This window comes from Glycomyces rhizosphaerae, assembly GCF_042647865.1.
Lineage (GTDB): Bacteria > Actinomycetota > Actinomycetes > Mycobacteriales > Micromonosporaceae > Glycomyces > Glycomyces rhizosphaerae.
In genome coordinates this window covers 40,040-63,390 of record NZ_JBHRWO010000002.1, presented here as the reverse complement: position 1 = coordinate 63,390, position 23,351 = coordinate 40,040, and the positions used below count along the sequence as shown (strand labels likewise).

The following is a 23,351-nucleotide window of genomic DNA, read 5'->3' as shown; positions in this document are numbered from 1 at the left end:
CCGCAACCGCTGGTGGATTGCCGGCGAAACGTTCGTTCCCGTCTTCGCCCGCCCCATTCGCGCGACGGACCGATAGCACGTATCGCGCCGCCGCAAATTCTATGGAACCCGCGCAAGAGCACCATTCTCCCCGTCGACCTTCCCGCATGGCCTTCCCCGACGAACTCCTCGACCCCCGCGAGGAGGTGAGATTCGAGTCTGAAGCTGAACTCAGCAACGAACTGCAGCCCTTGGACTGCGCCGCCGAGGCGCATCGGGTCATCGTCGCCACCCGCCCGGTGGACGCGGGTCGGCAGAATGGGGACCTGCTCGACACGACGATGAAACGGGGGCCCTGATGGGCGTATGGGAACACATGTGGGCCGCGACCGCCGAACCGGTCCGGATGCCCCTCGACCGGCTGGCACGGCTGTGCGCCGACCTGCTCGACGAGCGCGTGACGCGACCACGGTGGGCGCTGGTGACCGGCCGGCTCCAATCGGCCGCGCCGATCTCCATCGGGAACCAGACGGCCGACGCCTTCCGCGATCAGGCGCGCAACGAACTGCTCGGCACCACCGTCGAGACGTATCGGGAGGTCATGACCTTCCGGGCCTTCGGCACCGGCTCCCGCGAAGTAGCCGCGGCGCTCGCCGCGCTGCCCGCCGACTGCGGGGACGTCGCCGTCTACTTTCCCGGTCTCGATTTCGGCAACCCTGGGATGGCCGAGGTGTACGGGGACGTGAGCGACCCGGAGGTGGCGGTCTATTCGCTGGCCGAGCCGACGACGCTGCGGGACGAGCGGGACAACCCCGACTTCATGGGCCCGGACGGGCCGAACTTCGACGTCGACCCGGTCGTCATGACCGAGCACTACGTGCGGACCGTCTTCGCTACCTACGCCAAGAACGGCCCTAGCCGCCCTTACGGGCCGCTCCGCGACGTCCTACTGCGGCACTTCGGGGACGACATGCTGGAATGCTGCGCCTTCGATTGATTCGCCGAGCGCGGCCCGCTTCGTCCGGGGCCGGTCAGTCCTCCCGGGCGAAGGTCAGGCCCCCGCCTTCGACGCTGAGCAGCCACAGGTCGTGCACAACGTCGGCTATCTCCGGCAGGCCCTAGCGGCCTGAGTTGGGCATACCGCCTCCACGCCCGCCCGCCCGACTATGAGGATTTCCCGATCGTCGCAAAGGAAGATCTCGGGTCATTGAGGCTGAATCCTTCACTTGTCGAGATGGGGCATTGCGGTGACTGGCGTCCCGCGCACGCGGGTCCCCCCGGTGCGTTGGCGGCGGAGGGCCATACTCGTCGGCGAGGCACGACGAATCGACGGCGAGGCAGGGAACATGACACGGCAGCGGCCCCGGACTTTCCAGTGGCACCTCGCCGCGGACGGCACGGCGATCAAGGCGTACCCGAAGGCGCTGGACCACTCGAACCCGCAGCAGGAGGCGCCGAAAGGCCTGAAGTACCTCCGCTACGCCACAACGCGGCGCCTGGCGCTTGCGGACTTGTACGCAGTCGAGGACGCTCTCGACGAGTCCGCCGCGCGCTACGAGCGCGTGGCGCGGGCGGTGGTCCTCACGGGCGTGCTCGGGCTGGCCGCGATGATCGTCGGCTGGCTCGTCCTCCCCGCGATCGGCCTCGACGGCGACTGGACGCCGATCCTGCGCGTCACCTCGATCCCGGTCCTGGCGGTCGGCGTCGCGGGCGTGATGTTCACGCCCTTGTCGATGCGCCGCAGCATCGACCGCATCCGCACCGAAGGGGGCCTCGACGTTTCGGAGCCCAAGGTCCTCAAGGAGGACGAAGCGCTGGCCCTGCTCCACGCCCCAGGGACGGTCTCCGGCCCCGCCATCGAAGGCGGCACCCTCTGACGAGGGCCCTCACTCCTCCGGTGTCTGGTGAAGCCACTCCGCCGCGGCCACGACCTCAGCGACCAGCTCGCTCTGCTCTCGGTGCAAGGCCCGCTCGGCTTCCCGCAGATCCTGTTCGTGAGCTGCCCGAATCTCGTGCTCCTTCAACCGTGTTTGCAACTTCGCGTTCAAATGTGTATTGGCGGCCGCCCCGAGAGTGCCGAGCACGACACCGAGGACAGTGAAGGCGCCTGTTGTGAGCGCAACGGTCGTCTGGACTTCCATGCCTTCGCGGTCTAGAACCGCATTGCGCGCCAATAGAAGACGTGGGGCGTGCGATGCCGTTGCCCCGGAGCGGGCAGTGGGAGCTGGGCCGTTTAGTCTTGCGGCGGAGCCCAGCGAGACGCACTCGCAATGCTCGATGCTGGAGTCTGCAGCGCTTTGCATCTCGCATCTACGCAGCGGGGCATTCGTGCACGTGACCGCGGTTTTTACTGCCCGCATGCATCGTCTCTGGAGCAAGGTTGTAGTCAGAGTCATCAATCACAAAGCCCACTGTGCGCGCTTCGGGAGATGGCAAGTGCGGCAGTGAACGTTGCGATCCAACTCGCACGCGCAAGTGCGCACCCTCAGGTTCCCATGGAAGGCTCGCAGTGGCGAAGAAAATCGAAGTGCTCCTGATCGACGACATTGACGGCACTCCCGCTGAAAGCACCGTCAGGTTCGGGCTCGACGGCTTCCTGTACCAGATTGAGCTCGTTTCGTGTGCCACGACCAAGGAGGTTGTTGATGTAGACAGCTGACTTGTTGCTGTGCAGCTGATGGAGGTATTGGCCCTCCGGAGCCGCCCTGCGGGGGGAGGCTTCAAACCACGGTGTGCTGCGGGAGCCGTGAGGCGTCTGTGGTGAGCGACATCGGAAAAGGCGGCCGTTGAGTCGTCAGGTGGGGATCGCGGAGACGTTGCGTCGTCCTGGCTTTGAGCTGGGGTGCCTTGCAGGAAGCGTCGTTAATCATGAAGTGATGTCGAAACCGGGGCGTGAAATAGGTCCCGGGACGAGTCTGGCGGGAGCCCGTCTACTGGCCAGACGGCATCCGGCGTATAGAGGGCGTGAACGCGATCTGCTGCGGCTGTATGGAACGTGGGAAGGCCCGCCTTCGGGCGGGTTGGCGGACCGGCTTGTAGTAGTGGTGAAGCTCCGGCTTGGCGCGGTGGGGGTGGAGCGAAGGGGCCGGGCGGTGCGCGACTCGCTGCTGGATCAACCAGTGCTGGGAGGAGTCTCGTGAGCGGGTCACAGTCAGATATGAAGCGGTCCAAACCGTTCGATGTCTCGAAGTCCGAGGTGTGGACGGCGTGGGAGCAGGTGCGGGCGAATCAGGGCGCGGCCGGGGTTGACGGGGTGGAGCTGTCGGCGTTCGCGGACCGGTTGCAGGACAACCTGTATCGGGTCTGGAACCGGATGGCTTCGGGCTCGTATCACCCCGCCCCGGTCCGGCAGGTCGAGATTCCCAAACCGGACGGTGGTGTCCGGGTGCTGGGGGTGCCGACGGTCGCGGACCGGGTGGCGCAGACCGTGGCCGCGAAGCGGCTGGAAGCGGTTTGCGAGCCGATGTTCGCCGAGGATTCGTTCGGGTTCCGGCCCGGCCGGAGCGCGCATGACGCGGTCAGGCAGTGTCGGGACCGGTGCTGGCAGCGCCATTGGGTGGTCGATCTCGATATCGCGAGGTTCTTCGACTCGGTGGACTGGGAGCTGCTCATGAGAGCCGTTGAGGCGCTCGATGTTCCGGCCTGGGTGGGCTTGTATGTCCGCCGGTGGCTGGCCGTCGACGCGGTCGCGGCCGACGGCAGTCGGATCAGTCGGGATACCGGGACGCCGCAGGGCGGCCCGGTGTCGCCGGTGCTGGCGAACCTGTTCCTTCACCACGCCTTCGATACCTGGATCGGCCGGGAGTATCCGACGGTCCGGTTCGAACGCTATGCCGACGACGTGATCGTCCACTGCGCCTCGCAGCGGCAGGCCGAAGAGGTTCTGGCTGCGATCGGGGCGCGGATGGCCGAGGTCGGTTTGGCGTTGCATCCGCAGAAGACGAAGATCGTCTACTGCGGGATGGATCGGGTCGATCACTGGCAGGGCCCGAGGGCGTTTACGTTCCTGGGGTTCGAGTTCCGGCGCCGGGGCAACCGGACTCGGGACGGCACGATGCGGACGACGTTCTCGCCGGCGGTGAGCAAGGAAGCGAAGCTGCGGATGAACCGCGTCATGCGGTCATGGGTGCTGCACCGGCATGTCTCGGCGACGTTCGCCGAGATCGCCGAGTGGGTGAACCCGGTGGTTCGGGGCTGGATGCAGTATTACGGGGCGTTCCGCCGATCCGAGCTGTATCCGCTCCTGCGACAACTCAACCGCAGGCTGCTCCAATGGGTGCGGCACAAGTACAAACGGTTCCGCACATGGAAGCGGCTGCGCCGCCGCTGGGACGAGGTCACCGGCCAGTGGCCGGACTACTTCGCCCACTGGCGATGGACGACCAGCTTCTCGTATTGACTGGTGCTGCAAGAGCCCGGTGACGGGAGACTGTCACGCCGGGATCTGTGGGGGCCGGGAGGGGAAGTTCCTCCCGGCTACCCGACAACTTGATGGGCGTTCGTAGTCGTTGAGGACTTGAAGGGCCTTGGCGATGTGGGTGGTCCAGGTGGGCTCACAGCGGAGCTGGTCAAGGATCGACCATTTCTTGAGCTGGGCGAACATCCGTTCACCGGGCCCGCGAAGCCGGGCGTGGAGGCGGTTGTACTCCTTCTGCCACTCCGGCTTCTTCCTGCCTTTGAAGGGCGTGGGCACTAGGTCGTGGTCGAGACCGTCGTAGCCCTTGTCGCCCAGGGCGAACAGGCCGTGCTCGCGAAGGAGCCTGGGGATCTGCCAGATCCGGGCGGCCTTGGTGTCGTGGGTCGCGCCGCGGATCGCGCCGGAAACCCACAGCAGGTTCCCGCGCGCATCGGCGATGGCCTGGAGATTCATCCCGTGGCGCTTGTGCTTGCCGGAGTAGAAGGGCCGGTCGATCTGGTTGCGGTCGATGTGAACCAAAGTGCCGTCGAGGATGACGAACGCGGCGCCGGAGCGTTTCGCGTGTTGCAGGGCGTCCCGGATCCCTGGTGCGCGGGCGGCGAGCAGGCGGATGGTCTCGCGGGTGCGCCGCCAGGCGGTGGCCGCCGAGATGCCGAACCCGGCTGCGAGATTCCCCAGCGGTTCGCCTTTGCGCAGGTAGGCGAGGGTGAGTAGGGGTTGGTCGCCGGGATCGAGGACCCGCCAGCGGGAACCGATCGTCTTGCGGTGGGTGCGGATGAGGCCCGCCACGAGCTTGAGGGTCTGGGTGGACAAGGGCAGCGCGGCAGGGTACAACAGCACGAGAGCTCCTGGTAGACAACGGATTTCAGCACCTGCTGTTCTACCAGGGGCTCTCCTGCTGCCCCAGTTCAGGACCTGCCGAGAATTCATGACACCTGTTGCACAGCAACAGAACTCAGCCAGCTTGAAACAAGCTCAGTGTGGTGCGAAGAGGGCCGGTAGCGCGCGATTTGCCGTTTGATCAACCGCAAGGGAGGGCGGCTACCGGATCGACTTCACAGCACTGACCGACTCCACCGAGAGCCGACGTGCCCTGGTTGTGGAGGGCTCTGACGTCCTCGGCGCCCTCGAGTTCGTCCTCGACTTCGAAGTCGAGCCGGGCGCCGACGAGATGCGGCCCGGAGCCCGCATCGGGAGGCCGGCCTCTTCATGGATTTACGTGGACATCGTCGGGTAGGGCCGCACCGGCATCGGTCCACATTGGAACACTGTGGCGACGCTCCTGGTGGCGTTGCCGAATCCTATCCAGCGGAGATCGCTGGAGCTCTTCCACGCGCAGACGCTCACATGGCCCACTCCCATGTTGTTGTACTCGTTGGACAGTCGGACGTGGAAGTCGGAGTTGTTGCGGATCGAATTGGCCCGGTAGGCAGTCGAATCCGGGAAATTGTAAACGGCGCCCCCGCGGCGCTGCGGCCTCCAGTCGAGTATCTTCTCGCCGTTGAATCCCGGCTTGTCCCACATGCAGATGTGGCCCCGGGGGCAGTCGTCCCAGCTCTCTGCGGTCCCGGTCGGAGCCGCGGAGGTCGTCCCGGCGGTGATTCCGGTAGCCATGAGCGCGACCGTGCCGGCGGCCGCCATGGCGGCCATGAATTTCCTGGACATCGTTGATCCCTTCCATCTTCTGGGGCGCCAGTGCGGTCGCGACGCCTCACGGATTCGCAAGTGCGCGAATTCGGTCAGCAGTAGCCCGGGTCGTACGCCTTCATGCTCGTGGCCTTGTCAGCGAAGCCGAGCTCGGCGAGGTCTGCCGATGCCCCGCCCGCGGTGACGCACAGGAACATGCCGTTGCCGGCGCGTCCGGAGTACAGCAAGACGGGCAGGTGGCTGTTGTTCTGGACCGAGCTGGCCCGGTGGAGGGCGGTATCGGCGAGCTCGTAGGTGTCCTCCGAGTGGAGGGGAGCCCACTCCACGATCTTCCAGCCGCTGTAACCCGTGTGCTCCCAAAGGCAGAGATGGGCGGGCTTGCAGTCCTGCGAGGCTTGCTCGGTGTCGGCCGCGGACGCGGCGCCACCGGTGAACCCGGTGGCGATCAGCACGGCCGCGCCAGCGGCCGCCGAGGCGAATTTGAACTTCTTGGACATCGCGGTCTCCCATCGTCGGTTCGCGTGCCGCCTCGATAGCGGCTCGCTGCGATTGCGTGCCTGCAACACGAAGGACCTTAGGAATTGGCGCAGATGTCCGAGCGCGATTCACAGTGATCGCCGTTGACGGATATCCGACGCCGCGGATTCGCTGAAATCACAGACGCCGTACCGCCGAGGCCGTCGCAGATCGAGGACGAGCGATCGTCGGCCCCGTGCGGTGATGCGGCTGACGGGAACCGAACACTACGCACGGAGGGGCCACTGGCCTTCGCGTGGTCTTAGCTTGTCTTTTAAGTGCGCCATGAACAGGGAGGTTGCTGATGTAGGTGACTGACTTGGCGCTGTGCAGCTGATGGAGGTGTTGGCCCTCCGGAGCCGCCCTGCGGGGGGAGACTCCAAACCACCGCGTGCTGCGTGATCCGTGAGGTGATCGTGGTGAGCGATGCGGGAAAAGGCGGCCGTTGAGTCGTCAGGTTGGGGATCGCGGAGACGTTGCGTTGGCCCGGTTTCGACTGGGGTGCCCTGTTTGAAGCGTCGTTACAAGTCAAGTGATGTCGAAACCGGTCTGTTTAAAAGAGGCCGGGACGAGTCTGGCGGCCACCCGTCTACTGGCCAGGCGGCATCCGGCGTAGAGGGGACGTGACCGCGGTCTGCTGCGGCTGCATGGAACTTGGGAAGGCCCTGTCCCGATGATGCGAAGGGAGACCCCCGAGCCAAAAGGCGAGGGGGTGAGTACCGATGCGGGCCAGGGCTGCGGACGGTCTCGTAGTAGCGGTGAAGTCCCTGCTCGGCGCGGTGGGGATGGAGCGAAGGGGACCGGTAGTGCGCGATTCGCTGATGGATCAACCAGCAATGGGAGGAATCTGTGTGAGCGGGTCACGGTCAAGTATGGAGCCGAAGCCGTTCGACGTCTCATAATCCGAGGTGTGGACGGCGTGGGAGCGAGTCAGAGCGAACCAGGGCGCGGTGGGAGTCGACGCCGTGGAGCTGGAGGAGTTCGAGAACCGGTTGCAGGACAACCTGTATCGAGTCTGGCATCGGATGGCTTCAGGGTCGTATTTCCCGCCGCCGGTCAGGTCGGTCGAAATCCCCAAACCTGACGGTGGTGTCAGGACGTTGGGGGTGCCGACGGTCGCCGATCGGGTGGCGCAGACGGTGGCCGCGAAGCGGCTGGAAGCCGCGTGCGAGCCGCTGTTCTGCGACGACTCGTTCGGGTTCCGGCCCGTGCGGAACGCCCACCAGGCCGTTGAGCGGTGCCGGGATCGGTGCTGGCAGCGGCAATGGGTGATCGATCTGGACATCCGGCGGTTCTTCGATTGCGTGCATTGGGAGTTGCTGCTGCGCGCGGTCGAGTCGCTGGAGGTCCCTTCGTGGGTGGGTCTGTATGTTCGCCGGTGGCTGGCGGTCGATGCCGTCACCGCCGACGGATCGCGCCTCCATCGGGATCGCGGGACGCCGCAAGGCGGCCCGGTCTCGCCGGTGCTGGCGAACCTGTTCCTGCACTGGACCCTTGATGTCTGGATCGATCGGGAGCACCCGACTGTGGCCTTCGAGCGGTATGCCGATGACGCAGTGGTGCACTGCGTTTCGCTGCGGCAGGCCGAGCAGGTCCGTTTGTCCCGCGAGCAGATCTCAGAAGCGGTCGGCATCGACTTGCCCTGCCCCGAGCGCGTCATAGAGCGCCCCGTGTCCGCGCCGGAACACCCCCGACAGCGACAGGGCCGGTAGCGAAGCCACCGGGCCGGGACTGCACAGCAGTGCCTCAGTCAGCTCGAACAGCGTGTCCGCTCGCGCGGTCAGGCTGTCATAGAAGCCGGCGCGAAACGCCGTCAGTGCCCCGGCGCCCGCAGCAGCGCCTGGTTCAGGGAGAATAGACAAACGAAGCCCTTGCTATCTGGATGTTCTTGCGTCGCAACAAGAATCATCAAGCAAGGGCTTCACTCGTGTTCACGCGGGGCGCTCTGACCAGCACTGCAGGTTAAAAGACAAGCTAAGAGCGTGTCTCAGTTGGCGAGTTTCTTGTAGCAGGTAACCGCTGCTGCGAGGCCGAGGAATGCGGCGAAGAGGTGTCCGTGGCGTTCGTATCGGATGGTGAGGCGGCGGTAGCCGCCGAGCCAGGCGATGGTCCGCTCGATGACCCAGCGGTGGCGGCCGAGCCGGGTTGAGGATTCGATGCCGCGGCGGGCGATGCGGTCGCCGATGCGCCGCTCGCGCAGCGCGCGGTGGCAGTCGGGGATGTCGTAGGCCTTGTCGGCGTGACCTTCTGATCCCCGCGGGGAAGTCGCAGTACTTCTAGCTGTGGGTTCCGAAGGACCACAAACTGCCCACGGGGGAGCTTCAGAACGTGCAAGCCTCGCGGCTCAGTTGACCGATCACGGCACAGCAGCCAGACGAACGAGGCTAGTGGCGGACGGTGCGGCAGGAACACCCACCGTCCGCCACGAAGCCGACCACGACCGCCGGTGGCATCAGCTGCGCTTCCGTAGCAGTCCGAAATCCATACCAACTTCCGCTGACCTGTGTTTTCTGAACCGAGGCCTTCCGGAGGTGAGACGCAGCTCGGATATCCGTGCAGCAGATCGCCATCGGTGGCCGCACCATCGAGGTCTCCAACCCCGACAAGGTGCTGTACCCCGGCGAGGGCGTGACCAAGGCCGACGTGATCGACCACTACCGCACGGTCACCGACGTTATGCTCCCGCACCCGGCAGGCAGGCCGCTGACGCTCCTGCGCCACCCTGACGGCATCGGCGCGCCAGGGTTCTTCCAAAAGCACGCCATGGACTACTTCCCGGACTGGATCCGAACCGTCGACGTGCCTAAACGAGCTGGCGGCGAGTCAGCAGCGATCCTGTGCGAGGACGAAGCGTCCCTGGTCTACCTGGCGAGTCATGACGCGATCGAGTTCCACATTCGCCCGACGACCGTCGACCAGATCGACTTCCCTGACCGGATCGTGGTCGACCTCGACCCGCCCGAAGGCATCCCGATCACGGAGCTGCGCCGTATCGCGCGCCTGACCCGCGACATGTACGCCGCGATCGGCCTTACCCCCTATCTCCAGGCCACCGGCGCCGCGGCTTCCACATCGTTGCCCCGCTTGACCGGACCGCCGGCTTCCGATTCGTTCGCGACCTAGCTGGCGACATCGTCGCGCTCATGGCCGCGAGCGAACCGGACTTTCTCACCGTCCAGCAGCGGATCGCCAGACGCGGCGACCGGATCTTCCTCGACGTGAACCGCAACGGCCGAGGCCAGACGTTCGCCGCACCGTTGCCGCGCTTCGCGCGCTCCCGGCACCGCGTCGAGTTCGGTAACCTTCGGGAGTTGATTCCTACATGCGGCACGGCCGATTGCACCGGTAGTGCTGCACTTGCTTTGAGCAGCAGTGGCCGCCGCGTTCGCACACGGCGCGGCGGCCGCACTGTTGCCACGACAGGGGATAGGCGGTGACCAGGTTCGCTCCGGCCTCAGCCACAATCGGGCAACAACCATTGTTCATGCCGGTCAAGCGCCATATGGAACGACACGAACCCGCAGCGTTCAAGGAAGCCGCCAAGCACGTCCGCCCCCCGATCTGGACGATGCACCTGCACGTCGACGGCGCATGGACTCTGGAAGGCACGTACCGGCACGACACGGGATTCGGCCTGAGCGTGACCATCGACCGGGTGCTCGGCGACCCGGTCATGCCCGCTCAGCGACGCGAAGACGCGGACTTCCCGGCCGAGGACGACGGTTGGGAGGACGACTGGGATTGCGACATCGACAAGATAGCGATCGAAGTCGAGCGCGACGACGTGGACCTGTGGGAAGGCCAGACGATAGCCGACCTGGCGGCGGAAGACCTTGACCACGACCAGGCGGGCGTGTTCGATCTGCTCACCGCCGTGGCGAAGAGCGGCGGCCAGGCCTCGGCCCTGAAGGCGTGCAGAGAGATCCGCCAGGCCCTGGTGCAACTCGCTGCCGTCGTCAGCGACACGATCGCTATCCGCCGAGAAGGCCCACATTGCCAGGGCGTGCACCGCTCAAGAGTGTCCGATTAACGACATGACGCATTTCGCCGTCTCGGGGCGGGAGGCGGCCGTGGTTTCTACGGTGGTGGACGGGTCAAGCATCCATCTGTCAAGGGAGTCAAACCTGTGAACGAGCGCCTGGACCTGGACAAGGTCACCACCAAAGAGCCCGACAACCACAAGATCGACAAACGTCTCCGCGGTTTCGGCAACGACCCGGACAACCTGGAAGCCACGTGTGACCGGGTGCCCGAAGACGGCATCGACCACGTCCTCGAACGGATCTCGCAGAGCAACGGCGGTCTCAGCACATGGCTGTGGGTCCGCCCGCGCAAGCTCACCTACTCCTTCGGGCCTCAGCATCCGGTCGGTGCGGGATTCATCAACCAGACGAACAGGCCTGCAGAGAAAGAGCTTGGCTGGACCGACAAAGTCGGCACGAAGACCGATTTCTCCGTGTCGGCATCGGCCTCAGCAAGTGTCCTGGGCTTGTTCACGGCTTCGATCACCACCAGCTTCGGCATGGAGTGGTCGACGGAGAAGACCTTCTCCGACAGCTTCAAGATCTCGCTCGATCCCGGCGAATACGGCTGGCTCACCCGCCGCGGCATGACCTGCAGCGCTGACGTTGACTTCATCTTCCCCGGAATTAACTTCTTTGGTCAACTCCAACGCGGCTATACGTGGCGGGCAACGATCGAGGGCTATGCCGGCAACGACGGCCGTCCCGACAGTTGGATCACTGGCCACGCCCAGAAGGTCGATCCGAGCCTGTACAGCCTCTTCGAAAAGGACCCGCTCCAGCAGTTCGTCCAAGCCGAGTCCGACGGGCTCCTAATCCACACGCCCGCCCCGTTGAAAATGCCCGCTGCGGTATAGGGCTTCAGCGGCGAGGGCCCGGGGAACCAGCCGCCCCGACCTGACCGCGACCTGACGGCGGCCCTGATGGAACCAGGGCCGCCATCGCCGTCCTCGGCCGGGCGCGACCACCATGCGCGGGGACGGCAAAGCCGCCGCACCCTGGTGAGCACGGCGGCCGCAGGGTCCGAAACCGCTACCGGCGTTGATGCGGAGCGTTCGCGGCGGCCAGGACGGCGTGCCGCGACAAGCGACGAAACCTGCGGTCGGTTCTGACACGGAACACTTCCATGATGATGAGAGTTCTTGCGGGCTCTGCGGCAGGGCGTGGCCGTGCGTGGGCTAGCAGTCGGACTATCAGGCATCCATGCAGGCGCGCAACGCCGCTCAGGACCAGCAGTGGGCTGCGGCCGAGAAGGCCGGGGCCAGTACTGCTGTGAGCTCGTGATGGGGCTCTTTCGGTGGCGTCGCTTCCGGTACCTGACCGGCAACCCGGAGACGACCGTGTACGACATCTCCGGCCGGCGCAAGCCCTTGTTCCCCGGAACTGACCCGCTCGTGTGGCATGAGGCGCCGTGGCGGAACTTCGAGCTCGAACCGGTAGCGAGCGAGGACGCTGCGCTTGCATGGCTGCGTCACCACATGACCGAAGCGGCGAAAGAACTTGCCTCGCGCCGGCAGCCCGTTCCCGACATCGAAGCGGCCGTAGCAGCTGCGCCCCGTGCGCTCAACGATCGCGACGCCGGATTTGCCTACGACTGGCGGACTTGGTTTCCCGGCGGGGCGGGCCTGGCCCTGGCCGTGGACACCCGATACGACGAGACGTAAGCGAGAAGGAGTACCGCATGGACCGCTTGACGACCCCGCCGGAGACGACCGGGTGCACTGACGTGTGCATGCGACTGCGAACGCAACCACCCTGGCGAAGCGCTCTGTGCCGGCCAAACGCCACTGACGCGGCAGATCTGCGCCGCTTGCGCGCACTGGCCACGGCCGACCGTGCTGGTCTGACAAACTAGCCGCCCACGGCACCTCCGAGTCAGCACCTCGTAGCATTCCGGTCCTAGTGTCACATGAGGAAGGTTCGGTCGGTGTGGGCGCGCGCGGCAACCCCAGCTCGCGCGACGTTGAACGCGGCAGCGATGTCGGTGACACGAACGGGTATGCGTCCGACAGAAGTCCTATGGCGATCAAGGGATGCGAGACCTTGCGCCGCACTGCGATACTGCGGAGATGTCCCCCGATTCCGACGCCGTCAAATGGATCATCCTTGCTCTGGCCCTGTTGCAGACCGCCGCAGCGCTGCTGCAACTCGCGATGGTGAACGGCCGGGCGCGACCCGCCGGAGCGCCTGTACCGCTCGACCAGTCAGTCAAGCTCGGGTTGACACTTCTGCCATTCGCAGTTGCCGTGGTCGTCGTGCTGCCGCACATGCCGGCGACCGCCGAGCAAGATGCCGTGAGCACGATGGAGGTCATCGCCATCTTTCTCGCCCTGTTTGGACCGGTGTACGTCGGTTACGTGATGGGGTACAACGGTCTCACCTTGGTGCGCCCTGCGGTGGCCGCTGGCAGTGCGCTGGCGAACGCGACAGCATTGGCGGCAGGTTCGCTCATTCTCTTCGTGACGTTCGCGGCCGTGCCGCCTAACCATGACGATTACCTTCTGAACATGCTCCCGCCTGGAGCGGCGGCCCTGGGCTTCTGCATGGGCGTCAGCGCCTGCCGAACAGCGAATCGGGACGCGGAGCAGTCGGAGCATAAGACCGATGATGCCGCCTGACGCCGCAACCGCCCCGCCGCCGGAGTCGAGGATGCCGGTGTTCATGCAGGTCAGCGCACAGGAAATTGTCGTACTTGCATGACAACATGAGGGCATGACAACGATTCCTGCGGCACCTGCCGTCACCATCGACACTGAAGCCGAGTACCTCGCTGCGGTTGCCGCAGCCCGTGCCGCCGCGGATGCCTACTACGGCTCTGGCGAGTCCGGTATGGATGACGATGTGTACGACCGCCTCCTGCGCGGCATCACCGCGTGGGAGGCCGAGCACCCCGATGCGGTCGTCCCTGACTCGCCCACGCGCGAAATCGCCGCCGGAGTGACGACCGGCGATGTGCCGCACGTGGTGCGGATGCTGTCGCTCGGGAACGTGTTCTCGGTCGAGCAGCTGACCGACTGGGCAGCGTCGCTCCAGCGCCGCATCGGCGGCCGGGACGTGGCCGGTTGGGTCGTCGAACCGAAGCTCGACGGTGTCGCTCTCGCGGCCAGGTACCGCGACGGCCGTTTGGTGCAGCTCGTGACCCGCGGCGACGGGTCCACCGGCGAGGACGTCTCGCACGCCATCGGCCACATCATCGGGTTGCCCCTCGAACTCTCCGAGCCGATCACGGTCGAAATCCGCGGCGAAGTGCTTATGACCGAAGCGCAGTTCGCTGCCGCGAACAAAGCCCGCGTCTCCCACGGCGGCCAGTCGTTCGCGAACCGCCGCAACGCCTCCAGCGGCTCACTGCGCGCTCAAGGTCGCGCTTACCAGGTGCAGCAGACGTTCATCGCCTACGACGCCCTCACCGACCCTGAGCACACCAGTGGCCCGACGCTCGCGACCCTCACCCACATCGACCTCATCAACCTGCTCCACACGCTCGGCGTCGGCACCACCGTCGGCAGCCGCATCACCGCGCTCGCGTGCAACACGCTCGACGAAGTCCAAGCGCGCATCGACCGCATCGGCGCGATCCGCCCCGACCTCGACATCGAACTCGACGGCGCAGTCATCAAAGCGAACACGCCCGCCGACCGCGCCGATGCCGGTACCGGGTCGCGTACCCCGCACTGGGCCACGGCCTACAAGTTCCCCGCGGACAAGAAGATCTCGACGCTCCTCGACGTTGAATGGAACGTCGGCCGGACTGGCGTCATTGCCCCCCGCGGCATCCTCGAACCTGTCGAAGTCGGCGGGACCGTCATCACCTACGTGACGCTCCACAACCCCGATGACATCCTCCGCAAGGACCTCCACCTCGGTGATCGCGTCTACGTGCTGCGCGCCGGAGAAGTCATCCCGCGCATTGAAGGCGCGATCGTCTCCCAGCGGACCGGCGATGAGCAGCCGATCGTCTTCCCCGACGACTGCCCGCGGTGTGGCGCGGCGATCGACAAGTCCGAAGTGCGCTGGCGGTGCGTCCGGGGCCGCACGTGCGGGCAGGTGGCGGGCCTCAAGTACGCCGTGGCCCGCGACTGCCTCGACGTAGACGGCCTTGGTGAAGCCGTCGTCGTCCAGTTGGTCGAACGAGGTCTGGTCAGCGATGTCGCCGACCTGTTCACGGTGACCCGCGACCAGCTGATGTCGCTGGAGCGCATGGGCGACAAGAGCGCCGACAACCTCATGGGCGCAATTGCATCGGCGAAGGCGCAGCCCCTGAACCGCGTGTTCTGCGCACTTGGCATCCGTAAGACCGGGCGATCCCTCTCACTTCGGATCGCTGCACATTTTGGATCCATGGATTCGATCCAGGCTGCGGACGCTGTCGCGTTCGAAGCGGTCGAGGGCATCGGGGCCGACAAGGCGGCGGTGATCGTCGAAGGCGTCGCCGAACTGTCCGACGTGATTAAGAAGCTTCAGGCTGCTGGCGTGAACATGGTCCAGCCTAGTTTCGCCGCGCCCAGCGGGGAGGGCGACGAAGCGGGTGAAGCTACGGATGGCGCGCTGCCGCTTACTGGCATGGCCGTCGTCGTGACCGGCGGCATGAGCGGACCGCTCGCAGACTACTCCCGAACCCAGATGAACGAACTGATTGCCCGCGCTGGCGGGAAGGCGTCCGGCAGCGTGTCCGCGAAGACGAACCTGGTCGTTGCGGGGGAGAAAGCTGGCAGCAAACTGGCGAAAGCTGAAGCGCTCGGTGTCGAGGTCATCAGCCCGGAGGAGTTCGCGCAGCGGATCGCTGCCTACTTCGACTGACGGCCCGGAACATGACGGCCGGGCTCGCAGGCTGTTCCCGCGGGCCCGGCCGTTCGCATCTCGACTCTCGGGTGTTGCACGGCAGCGCGACCTGGGCCATCAAGGGATAGCCTGATGCGATCCGATCGCGTAACCACTCTCCAAATACATGGCTTCCCGCGGCGACGCTCATTACTGCGATCGCACTCTCCTTGGTACTGCATAAATGGCGCGCCGCGCGAGCCCAACCGAGCTCACTGGACTCGTTCGATCCGCCGTTGCCGCCACTTCCGAGCCTTCGCGGCAACGTGTTCGCGCATCATCCTGAGGAACGTCAACGCGATCAATAGCGCGCTGACCCAGAACCAAGGGTCGTCAATCCAGTATTCGCGCTCGTAGATGCCGCCGACGAAGAGTCCCATCGGAATCCCCACGACCGCCCCGAACGTGAGGCTCGGAAGCTCCACCAGTGGTTTGCGGAGCGAGGGCGCCAGGGCGGCTACATGCAATGCGAGCAGAACGCAGACCAATGTGGGAAACGCGATTTCACGCCCATAGGTGTCCGCGACGAGGACCGGTGCCGCGGCGGCGGTCGCCAGGACGTAGGTGGCCGCGCTTCGAGCCCAGGGCGCCATGCGCAGTTGGGTCCGCAACGACGGCCTCGGAACTGTGCCGACAACCGCGCGCTCGGCGGCCTCGTGCTTCACCGGTACGGCAAAACTGCCCGCCACGAAGGCGGCAATCTGGACCATGGCCGAGGATATCCGTTGGTGCATGCCGCTGTTGGTCTCGATCGCATACCAGCTGACCGCGATCGCGGGAAGGAGGCCGACAGCGAGCATGAGGAGCATGACGCCGATGTAGTACCTCGGATGGTCCGGTTCGCGGATCGGCTGGATCCGATCGGGATCGCTCCGATCCATGGGGCGTCGGTCCGCGGGATTCGGGCATTGGGACATGGCGCGGCGTCGCATTCAGTTCTGAGCGGCACTGAGGGGCGGCCGCGACTGCTCGAAGTCTATCGACCGTCCCCCGTCTGCGCTCGCCACCAAGCGCGACCTCAATGCGGTTCAACGGATGCCAGACCCAGATTCAATATCGGTTCGATCGTTCTGGGGCAGCACACCGCCAGCAGGTTCGACCACGTCGAACGTGCTCGACTCGACGCATTTCGTGTGGTAGACGTCCGTGAGGACCACGCCGAGGGACCGGAACCGGATGAAGACTTCCCCGTCCGCCGTGGCCGCGATCGTACGGTGCTTCCCCGTGCCGGACGATTCGTCTTCCACTTCGTATCCGAGCTCGACCAGTGGGCTTTCACTGCCTCGAGCAGGTCCACGCAAACGGTTGGTCCTCGTTCGACGCGGCGAGCGCTTCCAATTCGGGCAGGAGCAGGGCGAGCAGGTCCTGGTTGCCCTCGGCGACCGCCTCGCGCATGACGATTCCGAATCGGGGAGATCCCAGACGAGGGAAGCGTCCACCGACGCTGTGACGGCGCGGGTGAGGTCGGCGGAGTAGCCCGACAGTTCGAAAAACCCGCTCTCCTCAGAAAGATCGGTCATTTTCGGCTCCGGTCCAGCGGCAGCGAGATCCCAAAGGTGGACACAGATGCGCCAGGTGATCACGCTGTCGGCCAAGATCGCGGGAGTCCAGATCGAGGAGCGGGTGACGGCGACGCTCCTTAATCGGCTTCAGGGTCCGGCGGACGACCCGAAGACGCAACTCGTGTGGTGAGTCCGTACCAGCGCAGGGCTACAAGCTCATTCGCACCCATTTCTTCGCCCACCGGCGGGCGTCGACGTCGGCGCGGATGGCGTTGAACAGCGGCTCGACGCGCCCCGACCGGGCCGCCTCGACCAGGGCCCGTTGCGAAAGTGCTGGTCGCTCGAAGGCGCCATGCGCCAGCCGGGGTGAGCGCCTGAGCCGGTGAGCGATGATGAGTGCCGGAAGTGATTGGCTGGGGGAGGAGTGCGGTTGAGCAGGACGGTGCCGGTGATCGCCGGTGAAGCGATGTTCTGGGCCTATGACGTGGCGCTCGGGGTGCTCTTCATCGAGGCGGCGCGAGTTGGTGCGAAGATACCGGCCGACCGGCGGCCCTCGTCTTAGCCGGAGTTGGAGCAGAGCCTTGGCGCCCAGGCGTTGGTGGGCAGCAGTTCCGCTGTCCTGCTCGACGACTTCGCTGCAGCGACAGGTATTCCTGAACTGCGTGGTGGAAGCTGCTCGCCGGATCGAGGCCCGCGGTGGCGTGAGCCGAGACGAGGTCTCGAACTGGCCCGAGTTGGAGGAGAGTGCGGCCGACTTCCTACGCGGGGCGGAACACTTTGCCGCTGCACCGCTTGGTGAGCTGGCGCAGGGTCTGGTCGATCTGGCTGCCGGCACGCTCGCCCCGGCTCCAGCCGGGCGCTATTGGTGCTACGGAACTCCCGAGGGGCGGATCGTGCAGGGCGGATAGGGCATGCTGCGACCGCGTGTCACGCTCAAGTGCGTCGATGGTTTCGGACAAGAGCTCTGGGCGTGCCCGATCCGGGCCATATCATCGGGCTATGCCATGGCTACGGCAAAGGGGCGCCGGGCGAACGGCCGACAAGGAAGCCGCTGGACACTCGACGGGAGGTGCCGGATGACCGCGCCTTCGTTCGATCGGCTCCGGCGCCACCCGCTGATAGCAGGTGTGGCGTTGTTCAACGCGTTCGGTGCCGCGTCCGGCGCGATTGGACTCATCACTGGATGGCTCTCCCTGGGGGACAAGGTCACTGACCGCCTCCCATGGGGCAGCCCGGTGATCGCAGGGGTCGCGCTGGGAGTCATCGTCGCGCTTCCGAACACCGCCCTTGCCATCGCAGCGATGTTCCGCGGTGCCCGCTGCGGTCCGTTGTCGATCCTTGCAGGCACGCTCCTGATCTGTTGGATAATCGTCCAGTTGGCGTTCATCCGGGAATTCAGCTTCTTTCAGCCGTTCTATACGGTCATCGGGCTGGCACAGATCTGGATGGGCGTCCGCGTCCTCCGAGAGCGTTCCTGAATGGTCGAGCGAAATATGCGAGCGCCTGGGAGCGAGCGTTTCTCGTGTGCCTCGACCAAGGAGGATGTTGATGTAGACGACTGACTTGTTGCTGTGCAGCTGATGGGGGCGTTGGCTCTCCGGAGTCGTCCTGCGGGGGAGGCTTCAAGCCACGGTGTGCTGGGGGAGCGGTGAGGCGACCGCGGTGAGCGACATCGGAAAAGGCGGCCGTTGAGTCGTCAGGTGGGGATCGCGGAGACGTTGCGTTGTCCTTAGGCATCATCCACCAACCGAACCCTTCAGGAACTTGAACAAGCCCTGCTCTCTTGCTGTCTGAGTTCAGCTCGCGCTTCTCTTTCGTCGAACCCCTTGGTGCACAACCGAAGTGACCGAAGTGGTGAACGGGACCCATTGCGCCGCAACAATTCTCAGGCAGCCGGCAAGCTGGCCGAGGACCAGAAGTCATGGAACCGGCTCATCGGCGCCCCAAGAGGGCCCTGGCCGAGAAGCCAACGCCGACCTGAAGACGCGTTTCCGCTGCCTGCAGAAAGTCTCGCTCAACCCCTGGAGGATCGGGACCATCGCCCGCGCGTGCCTGGCGTTCTTCCGCATCGAACACCCCGCCGCCTCATCCTCATCAGAGTGCCGCGTGAGTAGCCCGAAGAAGCTCAGTGGAAGGTTACGTAGCCGTTGCCGTCGGCGTCATCGCGCGCCGGGTTGTAGGAGTGGGAGTCCGCGCCCGCGCCCGACGGCTTGTATAGATAGATAGAGTCGCCGGTGTTGTTCCAGATGAAGTTGCAGTTGTCCCGGTAGACGACGTTGTTCGCGTCCGAATCGTTGCCGTTGCCGCCGCGAAGCCGGACGTAGTCGCCGGGCTGGAGGTAGTGGTCTGCGGTGAACTTGAAGCTGTTGCCGACAGCGTCCTTCACCAGGTAGCCCCGGAGGTTGATCGTCGCAGTCGTGGAGTAGTTCTTGATGGTCAGGTACTCCTGGTGGGTGTTCCCTCCCATGCAACGGTTGTCATCGGGGCCGGGCGCGTTGTACTGGATACCGAGGATCTTGAGGGCCGACTGGTACTCGGCAGCGGAGGCCGGGGTCGCGGTGGCAGCGAGGGCGGCGACGGCCAGGCCGACGGCTATAAGCGTCTTCTTAAGCACTAGAATGTCCTGATTGTTGCGAAGTCAAGGGATGGCTCGAATCGCACGTCGTGGGGATGTTCGAGCGACTGAGGACAAATGATAGCACTCATCGGAATTGCAGTAGGGGAGCTCGCCTGCACCCGTTGCCGCCTGTAGCGCCTCCATTCCCGCAGGTTGCCTATCGGAATATGCGTTTCCGCTGCCCGCAGAAGGTCTCACTCGATCCCTGGAAGATCGGGATCATCGCCCGCGCCTGCCTGGCCATCCACCGCATCGAGCGACCCCGCCGACTCATCCTCACTCAGCGCACATGATGCGTTTCCCGAAAAGGCTCAATGGGTCCTCAGGGATCAACGGCGCGGCGGCCGCGGCCGGGGTGTCGGGGGAGCCGATAGGGGAGCCGATAGATCTAGAAATGATAACCAATGGCGACCAACTGAGACCCACAGTGACTGCGGTCCTTCGGTATTGAGCAACAGGGCCATTCAACAAATCGGATATTATGATATGTAATTTTAGCTTTGAGGTGCTAGTGTCCTGTTATGGACGTGGGAGTTCAAGTCCCCCCTCGCGCACAGATTCAAAGGCCCCGGATATCTGGGGCCTTTCTTTTTGTGGTGATTAGGGATGCTGACCTTTGTCGGGTGCTAGCGGGGAGCCATTCATGGAGCCAATTTGGCTCCATCAGGTCCTTTTAGGTCTGTGTGGTGGTTCCTGATGGCTTCGTCGAGGAGTTCGGAGCCTTGGGTGATGACGAGGCGAAGCTGGTGCCGGTAGACCTTCCAGGTGGTGGCGGTGTCCTTGTGGCCGAGGAGGTCGGCGATGAGCTCGATCGATGCTCCGGCCTCGGACATGATCGACGTGAAGGTGTGGCGCAGCTCCCGGGGCGTCCAAGAACCGGGCAGGCCCGCCCTGCCAGCGATCGCTTGGACCTTGTCGTGGACGGACTCGGCGACCTGGACCGTGTCGTCGCGGGTGCCGAACATGTAGACGATCCCTTCGGACTTCCAGCCGTGTTCGGCGCGCCATTTCTGTTGCTGTTCTTGGTGTTCGGTGAGGATGTCGACCGCGAGTTGGGGAAGGGCGACGGTGCGCCGGCGGTCTTCGGATGCACCTGTCCGCAAGAGCAGATCTGCCCTTTGACCGGTTGAGGTGCAGGTGCCGTCATTGGAGCGGTCGCGCTTCCTCGGTGCGGATGCCTGTGAGCACAGAGAGGGCGATGTAGCCGCGGACCGGGCGGCCGGGTTCCTGCGCAGCCACGGCGTCGCCTCCCGCTGCCGGTCCCACTTCCATCGTAGGATCTCGACCTTCAACCGGTGCCCTACTCGGGATTTGAACCGAGACTGTGTGGGTTCTGAGTCTTCTCTCTCTGCCAGTTGGAGTGGTGGGACCGATACCGATGGGCTGGACGGGAGCAAGCTGCTTCCCGTCCACGGGCGTCCGGGAGATCCGGTGGCTGTCGTGGGCGGGGGAGGAGCGGGGCCTCCACGCTGCGGTCATCTCGGCGGTGAGCTCGTTGCCATTCCTGTCGTACGTCCCCTGGACGAGGAAACTCGGGGAGGAGCCGTGTTCGGCCAGTTCGGGGGCGTATGGGTCTGTGACATGACCCGGGCGAGCGCTGAACCCATGCGCACTTTGACGGGGCACAGAGGCGGATCCTGTGATGTGGTCAGGGCTCTTTCCAGGCAGTATTCAGGTAGCGGCCCTGGTTATCGCAGTTTGCTTCCGGTGTCGAGCGGGTTCTGTGAGGGGTGTGGGTTCGAATCCCTGCAAACCCCTGAATCGGGTCCTGGGTACAGAAACGAACCTGAGCTGTCAGGCGATCGGGATGGGTCTTGATGCGTTCATCCGCACCACCGTCTTTGCTGGCCGCCCGACGCGGTGCAACTTGGCCCCGAACAACAACGTTCGCGGCCTTCACGGCCGACCTGGCCGACGAGCGGTGGCTTCGGGTGTACCGAGGGCTCGGGACTGAGCCGACCCGTGAACGCACCGCGGGCCCGTGGGCCGCTCAGTTTCAGGCTCGGCGGTAGGCGCGTACCGCCAGCGGCGCGAACAGGATGACCAGTCCGGCGGACCAGGCGAGGGTCCAGAGGAGGTCGCCGGTGACGGTGTGGCCGTTCGGGATGGCGTCGGGGCCGAGCATGAGGCCGCGCATGGCGTTGGCGACGACGGTGACGGGTTGGTGGGCGGCGAAGGTCTGGAGCCAGTCGGGCATGGTCTCGACGGGGACGAAGACGGCGCTGGTGAAGCCGAGTGGGAAGACGAGCATGTAGACGGCGGCTTGGACGGCTTCGGCGGAGCGGATGAGCAGGCCGAGGGTGACCATCATCCAGGCGATGCTGAACGCGAAGGCGAGAGCGACGCCGATCGCGGCGAGGACTTCCAGGACGCTGGTCTGCCAGCGGAAGCCGATGAGGGCGCCGACGCCGAGCATCACCAGGATGGTGAAGACGGCGCGGACGAGGTCGGCGATGGTGCGTCCGGCGGGGACGGCGAGGCGGGCCATGGGCAGGGACCGGAACCGGTCGACCGAGCCGCGCTGGAGGTCGTCGGCCATGCCCGCGGCGGTGTTGGCGCCGGAGAAGAGTGCGAACTGGGCGATGAGGCCGGGGATGAGCCAGTTGACGTACTCGTCTTCAGCGCCGGGCGGGAGCGATCCGGTGACGGCGCCGCCGAAGACGTAGGTGAACATGAGGATGAAGATGACCGGCATGACCGCTGAGAGCGGGAGGACGCCGGGGATTCTGAGGATGTGGCGCAGGTTCCGGCGGGTGATGACGGCGGTGTCGGTGACCAGGCGGCCCGTACTCGGGCGGGCGGGTGCGGCGAGGGCGGTCATGGTGCGGTCCTTCAGTTCTCGGCCCGGTCTGTGGCCGGGCGGTGGTCGGTGAGTTCGAGGAAGGCGTCGTCCAACGTGGGCTGGCGTAGTGCGACGGCGGTCGGGTGGATGTCGTGGGCGTCGAGCGCGTCGAGTGCGGTGCGCAGGTCGGTGTAGCCGCCGGGGGCGGGCAGGAGCAGGCCGTCGCCGTCGGCCGTGGCGGTTTCGAGAACTCGGGCTGCGGTTTCGCGGTCGGTTTCGGCGAGGCCGATGGTGAGGACGGTGCCGCCGGTGCGTGCTTTGAGTTCGTCGCTGGTGCCTTCGGAGATGATGCGGCCGTGGTCGATGACGGCGATGCGGTCGGCGAGCCGGTCGGCTTCTTCGAGGTACTGGGTGGTGAGCAGGACGGTCGTGCCATCGGCAACGAGCTGTTGGACCATGCACCAGACTTCGCGGCGGTTGGCCGGGTCGATCCCGGTGGTGGGTTCGTCGAGGATGAGCAGCGCCGGACGCCCGACCAGGGACGCGGCGAGGTCGAGGCGGCGTCGCATGCCGCCCGAGTAGGTCTTGGCGTACCGGCCCGCGACGTCGGCGAGGCCGAAGAGGTCGAGGATCTCGCTACTGCGGCGCTTGGCTTCGCGGGCGGTGAGGCCGTAGAGGCGTCCGACCATCTCGAGGTTCTCGGCGCCGGTGAGGTAATCGTCGACGGCCGCGTACTGCCCGGCGAGGCCGATCTTCGAACGCACCGCTGACGGGTTGGTGGCGACGTCGATGCCACTGATGCGGGCGGTGCCCGAGTCGGGGTTGAGGAGGGTGGCGAGGACGCGGATGAGGGTGGTCTTGCCTGCACCGTTGGGGCCGAGCAGGGCGAACACGCCGCCGATGGGGATGGCGAGGTCGACGCCGTCGAGCGCAACGACTTCCTTGCCGAATCGTTTATGCAGGTCAGTGACCTCGACTATCGGGTTCACGACGGTACCTCTCGTAGGTAAACTTTATTAAGTACATCTCAGAGTATACATACGAGAGTATT

At 65.4% G+C, this 23,351-nt stretch carries 23 protein-coding genes and 3 pseudogenes; 15 read left to right on the top strand and 11 right to left on the bottom strand.

Annotation, left to right across the window (positions count from 1 at the left end; translation table 11 throughout):
- Positions 1–146: 146 nt before the first annotated feature.
- The 3 genes from ACFO8M_RS00475 (at position 147) to ACFO8M_RS00465 (ending at position 1,856) form a co-directional block, all read left to right on the top strand.
- The gene (locus ACFO8M_RS00475; RefSeq protein WP_387969003.1) at positions 147–338 is read left to right on the top strand and encodes a hypothetical protein; all 192 of its coding nucleotides are present in this window, start codon (positions 147–149) and stop codon (positions 336–338) included.
- Positions 338–976: a hypothetical protein gene (locus tag ACFO8M_RS00470; protein WP_387969002.1), complete on the top strand. Its 639-nt coding sequence runs from the start codon at positions 338–340 to the stop codon at positions 974–976. Before ACFO8M_RS00475 ends, ACFO8M_RS00470 begins: the two co-directional genes overlap by 1 nt.
- A 349-nt stretch (positions 977–1,325) precedes the next feature.
- Positions 1,326–1,856: a hypothetical protein gene (locus tag ACFO8M_RS00465; protein ID WP_387968999.1), complete on the top strand. Its 531-nt coding sequence runs from the start codon at positions 1,326–1,328 to the stop codon at positions 1,854–1,856.
- Between the two features lie 9 nt (positions 1,857–1,865).
- Here the strand turns inward: ACFO8M_RS00465 and ACFO8M_RS00460 are convergent, their stop codons facing one another.
- Positions 1,866–2,120, bottom strand: a complete 255-nt coding sequence (locus ACFO8M_RS00460; RefSeq protein WP_387968996.1) for a hypothetical protein — start codon at positions 2,118–2,120, stop codon at positions 1,866–1,868.
- Between the two features lie 368 nt (positions 2,121–2,488).
- Between ACFO8M_RS00460 and ACFO8M_RS00455 the strand changes: the two genes are divergently transcribed.
- Both ACFO8M_RS00455 and ltrA read left to right on the top strand, forming a co-directional pair.
- Entirely contained in the window at positions 2,489–2,638 is a 150-nt protein-coding gene (locus tag ACFO8M_RS00455; RefSeq protein WP_387968993.1) for an Lsr2 dimerization domain-containing protein, read from the top strand.
- 477 nt (positions 2,639–3,115) lie between these two features.
- Positions 3,116–4,378: a group II intron reverse transcriptase/maturase gene (gene ltrA, locus ACFO8M_RS00450; RefSeq protein WP_387968990.1), complete on the top strand. Its 1,263-nt coding sequence runs from the start codon at positions 3,116–3,118 to the stop codon at positions 4,376–4,378.
- A 33-nt stretch (positions 4,379–4,411) separates the two neighbouring features.
- On the opposite strand, the gene ACFO8M_RS00445 is transcribed toward ltrA, so the two are convergent.
- The 3 genes from ACFO8M_RS00445 to ACFO8M_RS00435 form a co-directional block, all read right to left on the bottom strand.
- Positions 4,412–5,236, bottom strand: a complete 825-nt coding sequence (locus ACFO8M_RS00445) for a transposase family protein (protein WP_387968988.1) — start codon at positions 5,234–5,236, stop codon at positions 4,412–4,414.
- Between the two features lie 375 nt (positions 5,237–5,611).
- Positions 5,612–6,061: a peptidase inhibitor family I36 protein gene (locus ACFO8M_RS00440; RefSeq protein ID WP_387968985.1), complete on the bottom strand. Its 450-nt coding sequence runs from the start codon at positions 6,059–6,061 to the stop codon at positions 5,612–5,614.
- A 74-nt stretch (positions 6,062–6,135) separates the two neighbouring features.
- Positions 6,136–6,540, bottom strand: coding sequence for a peptidase inhibitor family I36 protein (locus ACFO8M_RS00435; RefSeq protein WP_387968983.1), 405 nt, complete (start codon positions 6,538–6,540; stop codon positions 6,136–6,138).
- Between the two features lie 1,044 nt (positions 6,541–7,584).
- Here ACFO8M_RS00435 and ACFO8M_RS00430 point away from each other — a divergent pair.
- Entirely contained in the window at positions 7,585–8,271 is a 687-nt protein-coding gene (locus ACFO8M_RS00430) for a reverse transcriptase domain-containing protein (RefSeq protein ID WP_387969097.1), read from the top strand.
- On the opposite strand, the pseudogene ACFO8M_RS00425 reads toward ACFO8M_RS00430, so the two are convergent.
- Positions 8,182–8,421 (bottom strand): annotated as a pseudogene (locus tag ACFO8M_RS00425) (NF041680 family putative transposase); the annotation flags it as partial. The gene ACFO8M_RS00430 and the pseudogene ACFO8M_RS00425 sit on opposite strands and share 90 nt — an antisense overlap.
- Before the next feature lie 125 nt (positions 8,422–8,546).
- Positions 8,547–8,816: pseudogene (locus ACFO8M_RS00420) on the bottom strand (transposase); the annotation flags it as partial.
- A 419-nt stretch (positions 8,817–9,235) separates the two neighbouring features.
- Between ACFO8M_RS00420 and ligD the strand changes: the two are divergent.
- The 6 genes and pseudogenes from ligD (at position 9,236) to ligA (ending at position 15,378) form a co-directional block, all read left to right on the top strand.
- Positions 9,236–9,996: pseudogene (gene ligD, locus ACFO8M_RS00415) on the top strand (non-homologous end-joining DNA ligase LigD).
- Between the two features lie 47 nt (positions 9,997–10,043).
- Positions 10,044–10,589 carry a hypothetical protein gene (locus ACFO8M_RS00410; RefSeq protein WP_387968980.1) on the top strand — a complete coding sequence of 182 codons (546 nt, stop codon included), beginning with the start codon at positions 10,044–10,046 and terminating at the stop codon, positions 10,587–10,589.
- A gap of 96 nt (positions 10,590–10,685) precedes the next feature.
- Entirely contained in the window at positions 10,686–11,438 is a 753-nt protein-coding gene (locus ACFO8M_RS00405) for a hypothetical protein (protein WP_387968977.1), read from the top strand.
- Positions 11,439–11,921: 483 nt separating this feature from the next.
- Positions 11,922–12,245 carry a hypothetical protein gene (locus ACFO8M_RS00400; RefSeq protein ID WP_387968974.1) on the top strand — a complete coding sequence of 108 codons (324 nt, stop codon included), beginning with the start codon at positions 11,922–11,924 and terminating at the stop codon, positions 12,243–12,245.
- Positions 12,246–12,650: 405 nt separating this feature from the next.
- Positions 12,651–13,199 (top strand): hypothetical protein, encoded by a 549-nt coding sequence (locus ACFO8M_RS00395; protein WP_387968971.1) that lies wholly within the window; start codon positions 12,651–12,653, stop codon positions 13,197–13,199.
- Between the two features lie 94 nt (positions 13,200–13,293).
- Positions 13,294–15,378: an NAD-dependent DNA ligase LigA gene (gene ligA, locus ACFO8M_RS00390; RefSeq protein ID WP_387968969.1), complete on the top strand. Its 2,085-nt coding sequence runs from the start codon at positions 13,294–13,296 to the stop codon at positions 15,376–15,378.
- A 233-nt stretch (positions 15,379–15,611) separates the two neighbouring features.
- Here ligA and ACFO8M_RS00385 read toward each other — a convergent pair whose 3' ends face one another.
- Complete coding sequence (locus ACFO8M_RS00385) at positions 15,612–16,280, bottom strand: hypothetical protein (protein WP_387968966.1); 669 nt, start codon at positions 16,278–16,280, stop codon at positions 15,612–15,614.
- Positions 16,281–16,965: 685 nt separating this feature from the next.
- On the opposite strand from ACFO8M_RS00385, the gene ACFO8M_RS00380 reads away from it, so the two are divergent.
- The 3 genes from ACFO8M_RS00380 (at position 16,966) to ACFO8M_RS00370 (ending at position 18,379) form a co-directional block, all read left to right on the top strand.
- Positions 16,966–17,091: a hypothetical protein gene (locus ACFO8M_RS00380; RefSeq protein ID WP_387968963.1), complete on the top strand. Its 126-nt coding sequence runs from the start codon at positions 16,966–16,968 to the stop codon at positions 17,089–17,091.
- Between the two features lie 240 nt (positions 17,092–17,331).
- Positions 17,332–17,463, top strand: coding sequence for a hypothetical protein (locus ACFO8M_RS00375; RefSeq protein ID WP_387968961.1), 132 nt, complete (start codon positions 17,332–17,334; stop codon positions 17,461–17,463).
- A gap of 514 nt (positions 17,464–17,977) precedes the next feature.
- Positions 17,978–18,379: a hypothetical protein gene (locus tag ACFO8M_RS00370; protein WP_387968958.1), complete on the top strand. Its 402-nt coding sequence runs from the start codon at positions 17,978–17,980 to the stop codon at positions 18,377–18,379.
- Between the two features lie 647 nt (positions 18,380–19,026).
- Here ACFO8M_RS00370 and ACFO8M_RS00365 read toward each other — a convergent pair.
- The 4 genes from ACFO8M_RS00365 to ACFO8M_RS00350 form a co-directional block, all read right to left on the bottom strand.
- Positions 19,027–19,515: a lamin tail domain-containing protein gene (locus ACFO8M_RS00365; RefSeq protein WP_387968955.1), complete on the bottom strand. Its 489-nt coding sequence runs from the start codon at positions 19,513–19,515 to the stop codon at positions 19,027–19,029.
- 644 nt (positions 19,516–20,159) lie between these two features.
- Positions 20,160–20,621: a tyrosine-type recombinase/integrase gene (locus tag ACFO8M_RS00360; RefSeq protein ID WP_387968952.1), complete on the bottom strand. Its 462-nt coding sequence runs from the start codon at positions 20,619–20,621 to the stop codon at positions 20,160–20,162.
- An 893-nt stretch (positions 20,622–21,514) separates the two neighbouring features.
- The gene (locus ACFO8M_RS00355; RefSeq protein ID WP_387968949.1) at positions 21,515–22,339 is read right to left on the bottom strand and encodes an ABC transporter permease; all 825 of its coding nucleotides are present in this window, start codon (positions 22,337–22,339) and stop codon (positions 21,515–21,517) included.
- Positions 22,340–22,350: 11 nt separating this feature from the next.
- Positions 22,351–23,289, bottom strand: coding sequence for an ATP-binding cassette domain-containing protein (locus tag ACFO8M_RS00350; protein WP_387968947.1), 939 nt, complete (start codon positions 23,287–23,289; stop codon positions 22,351–22,353).
- Positions 23,290–23,351: the final 62 nt, after the last annotated feature.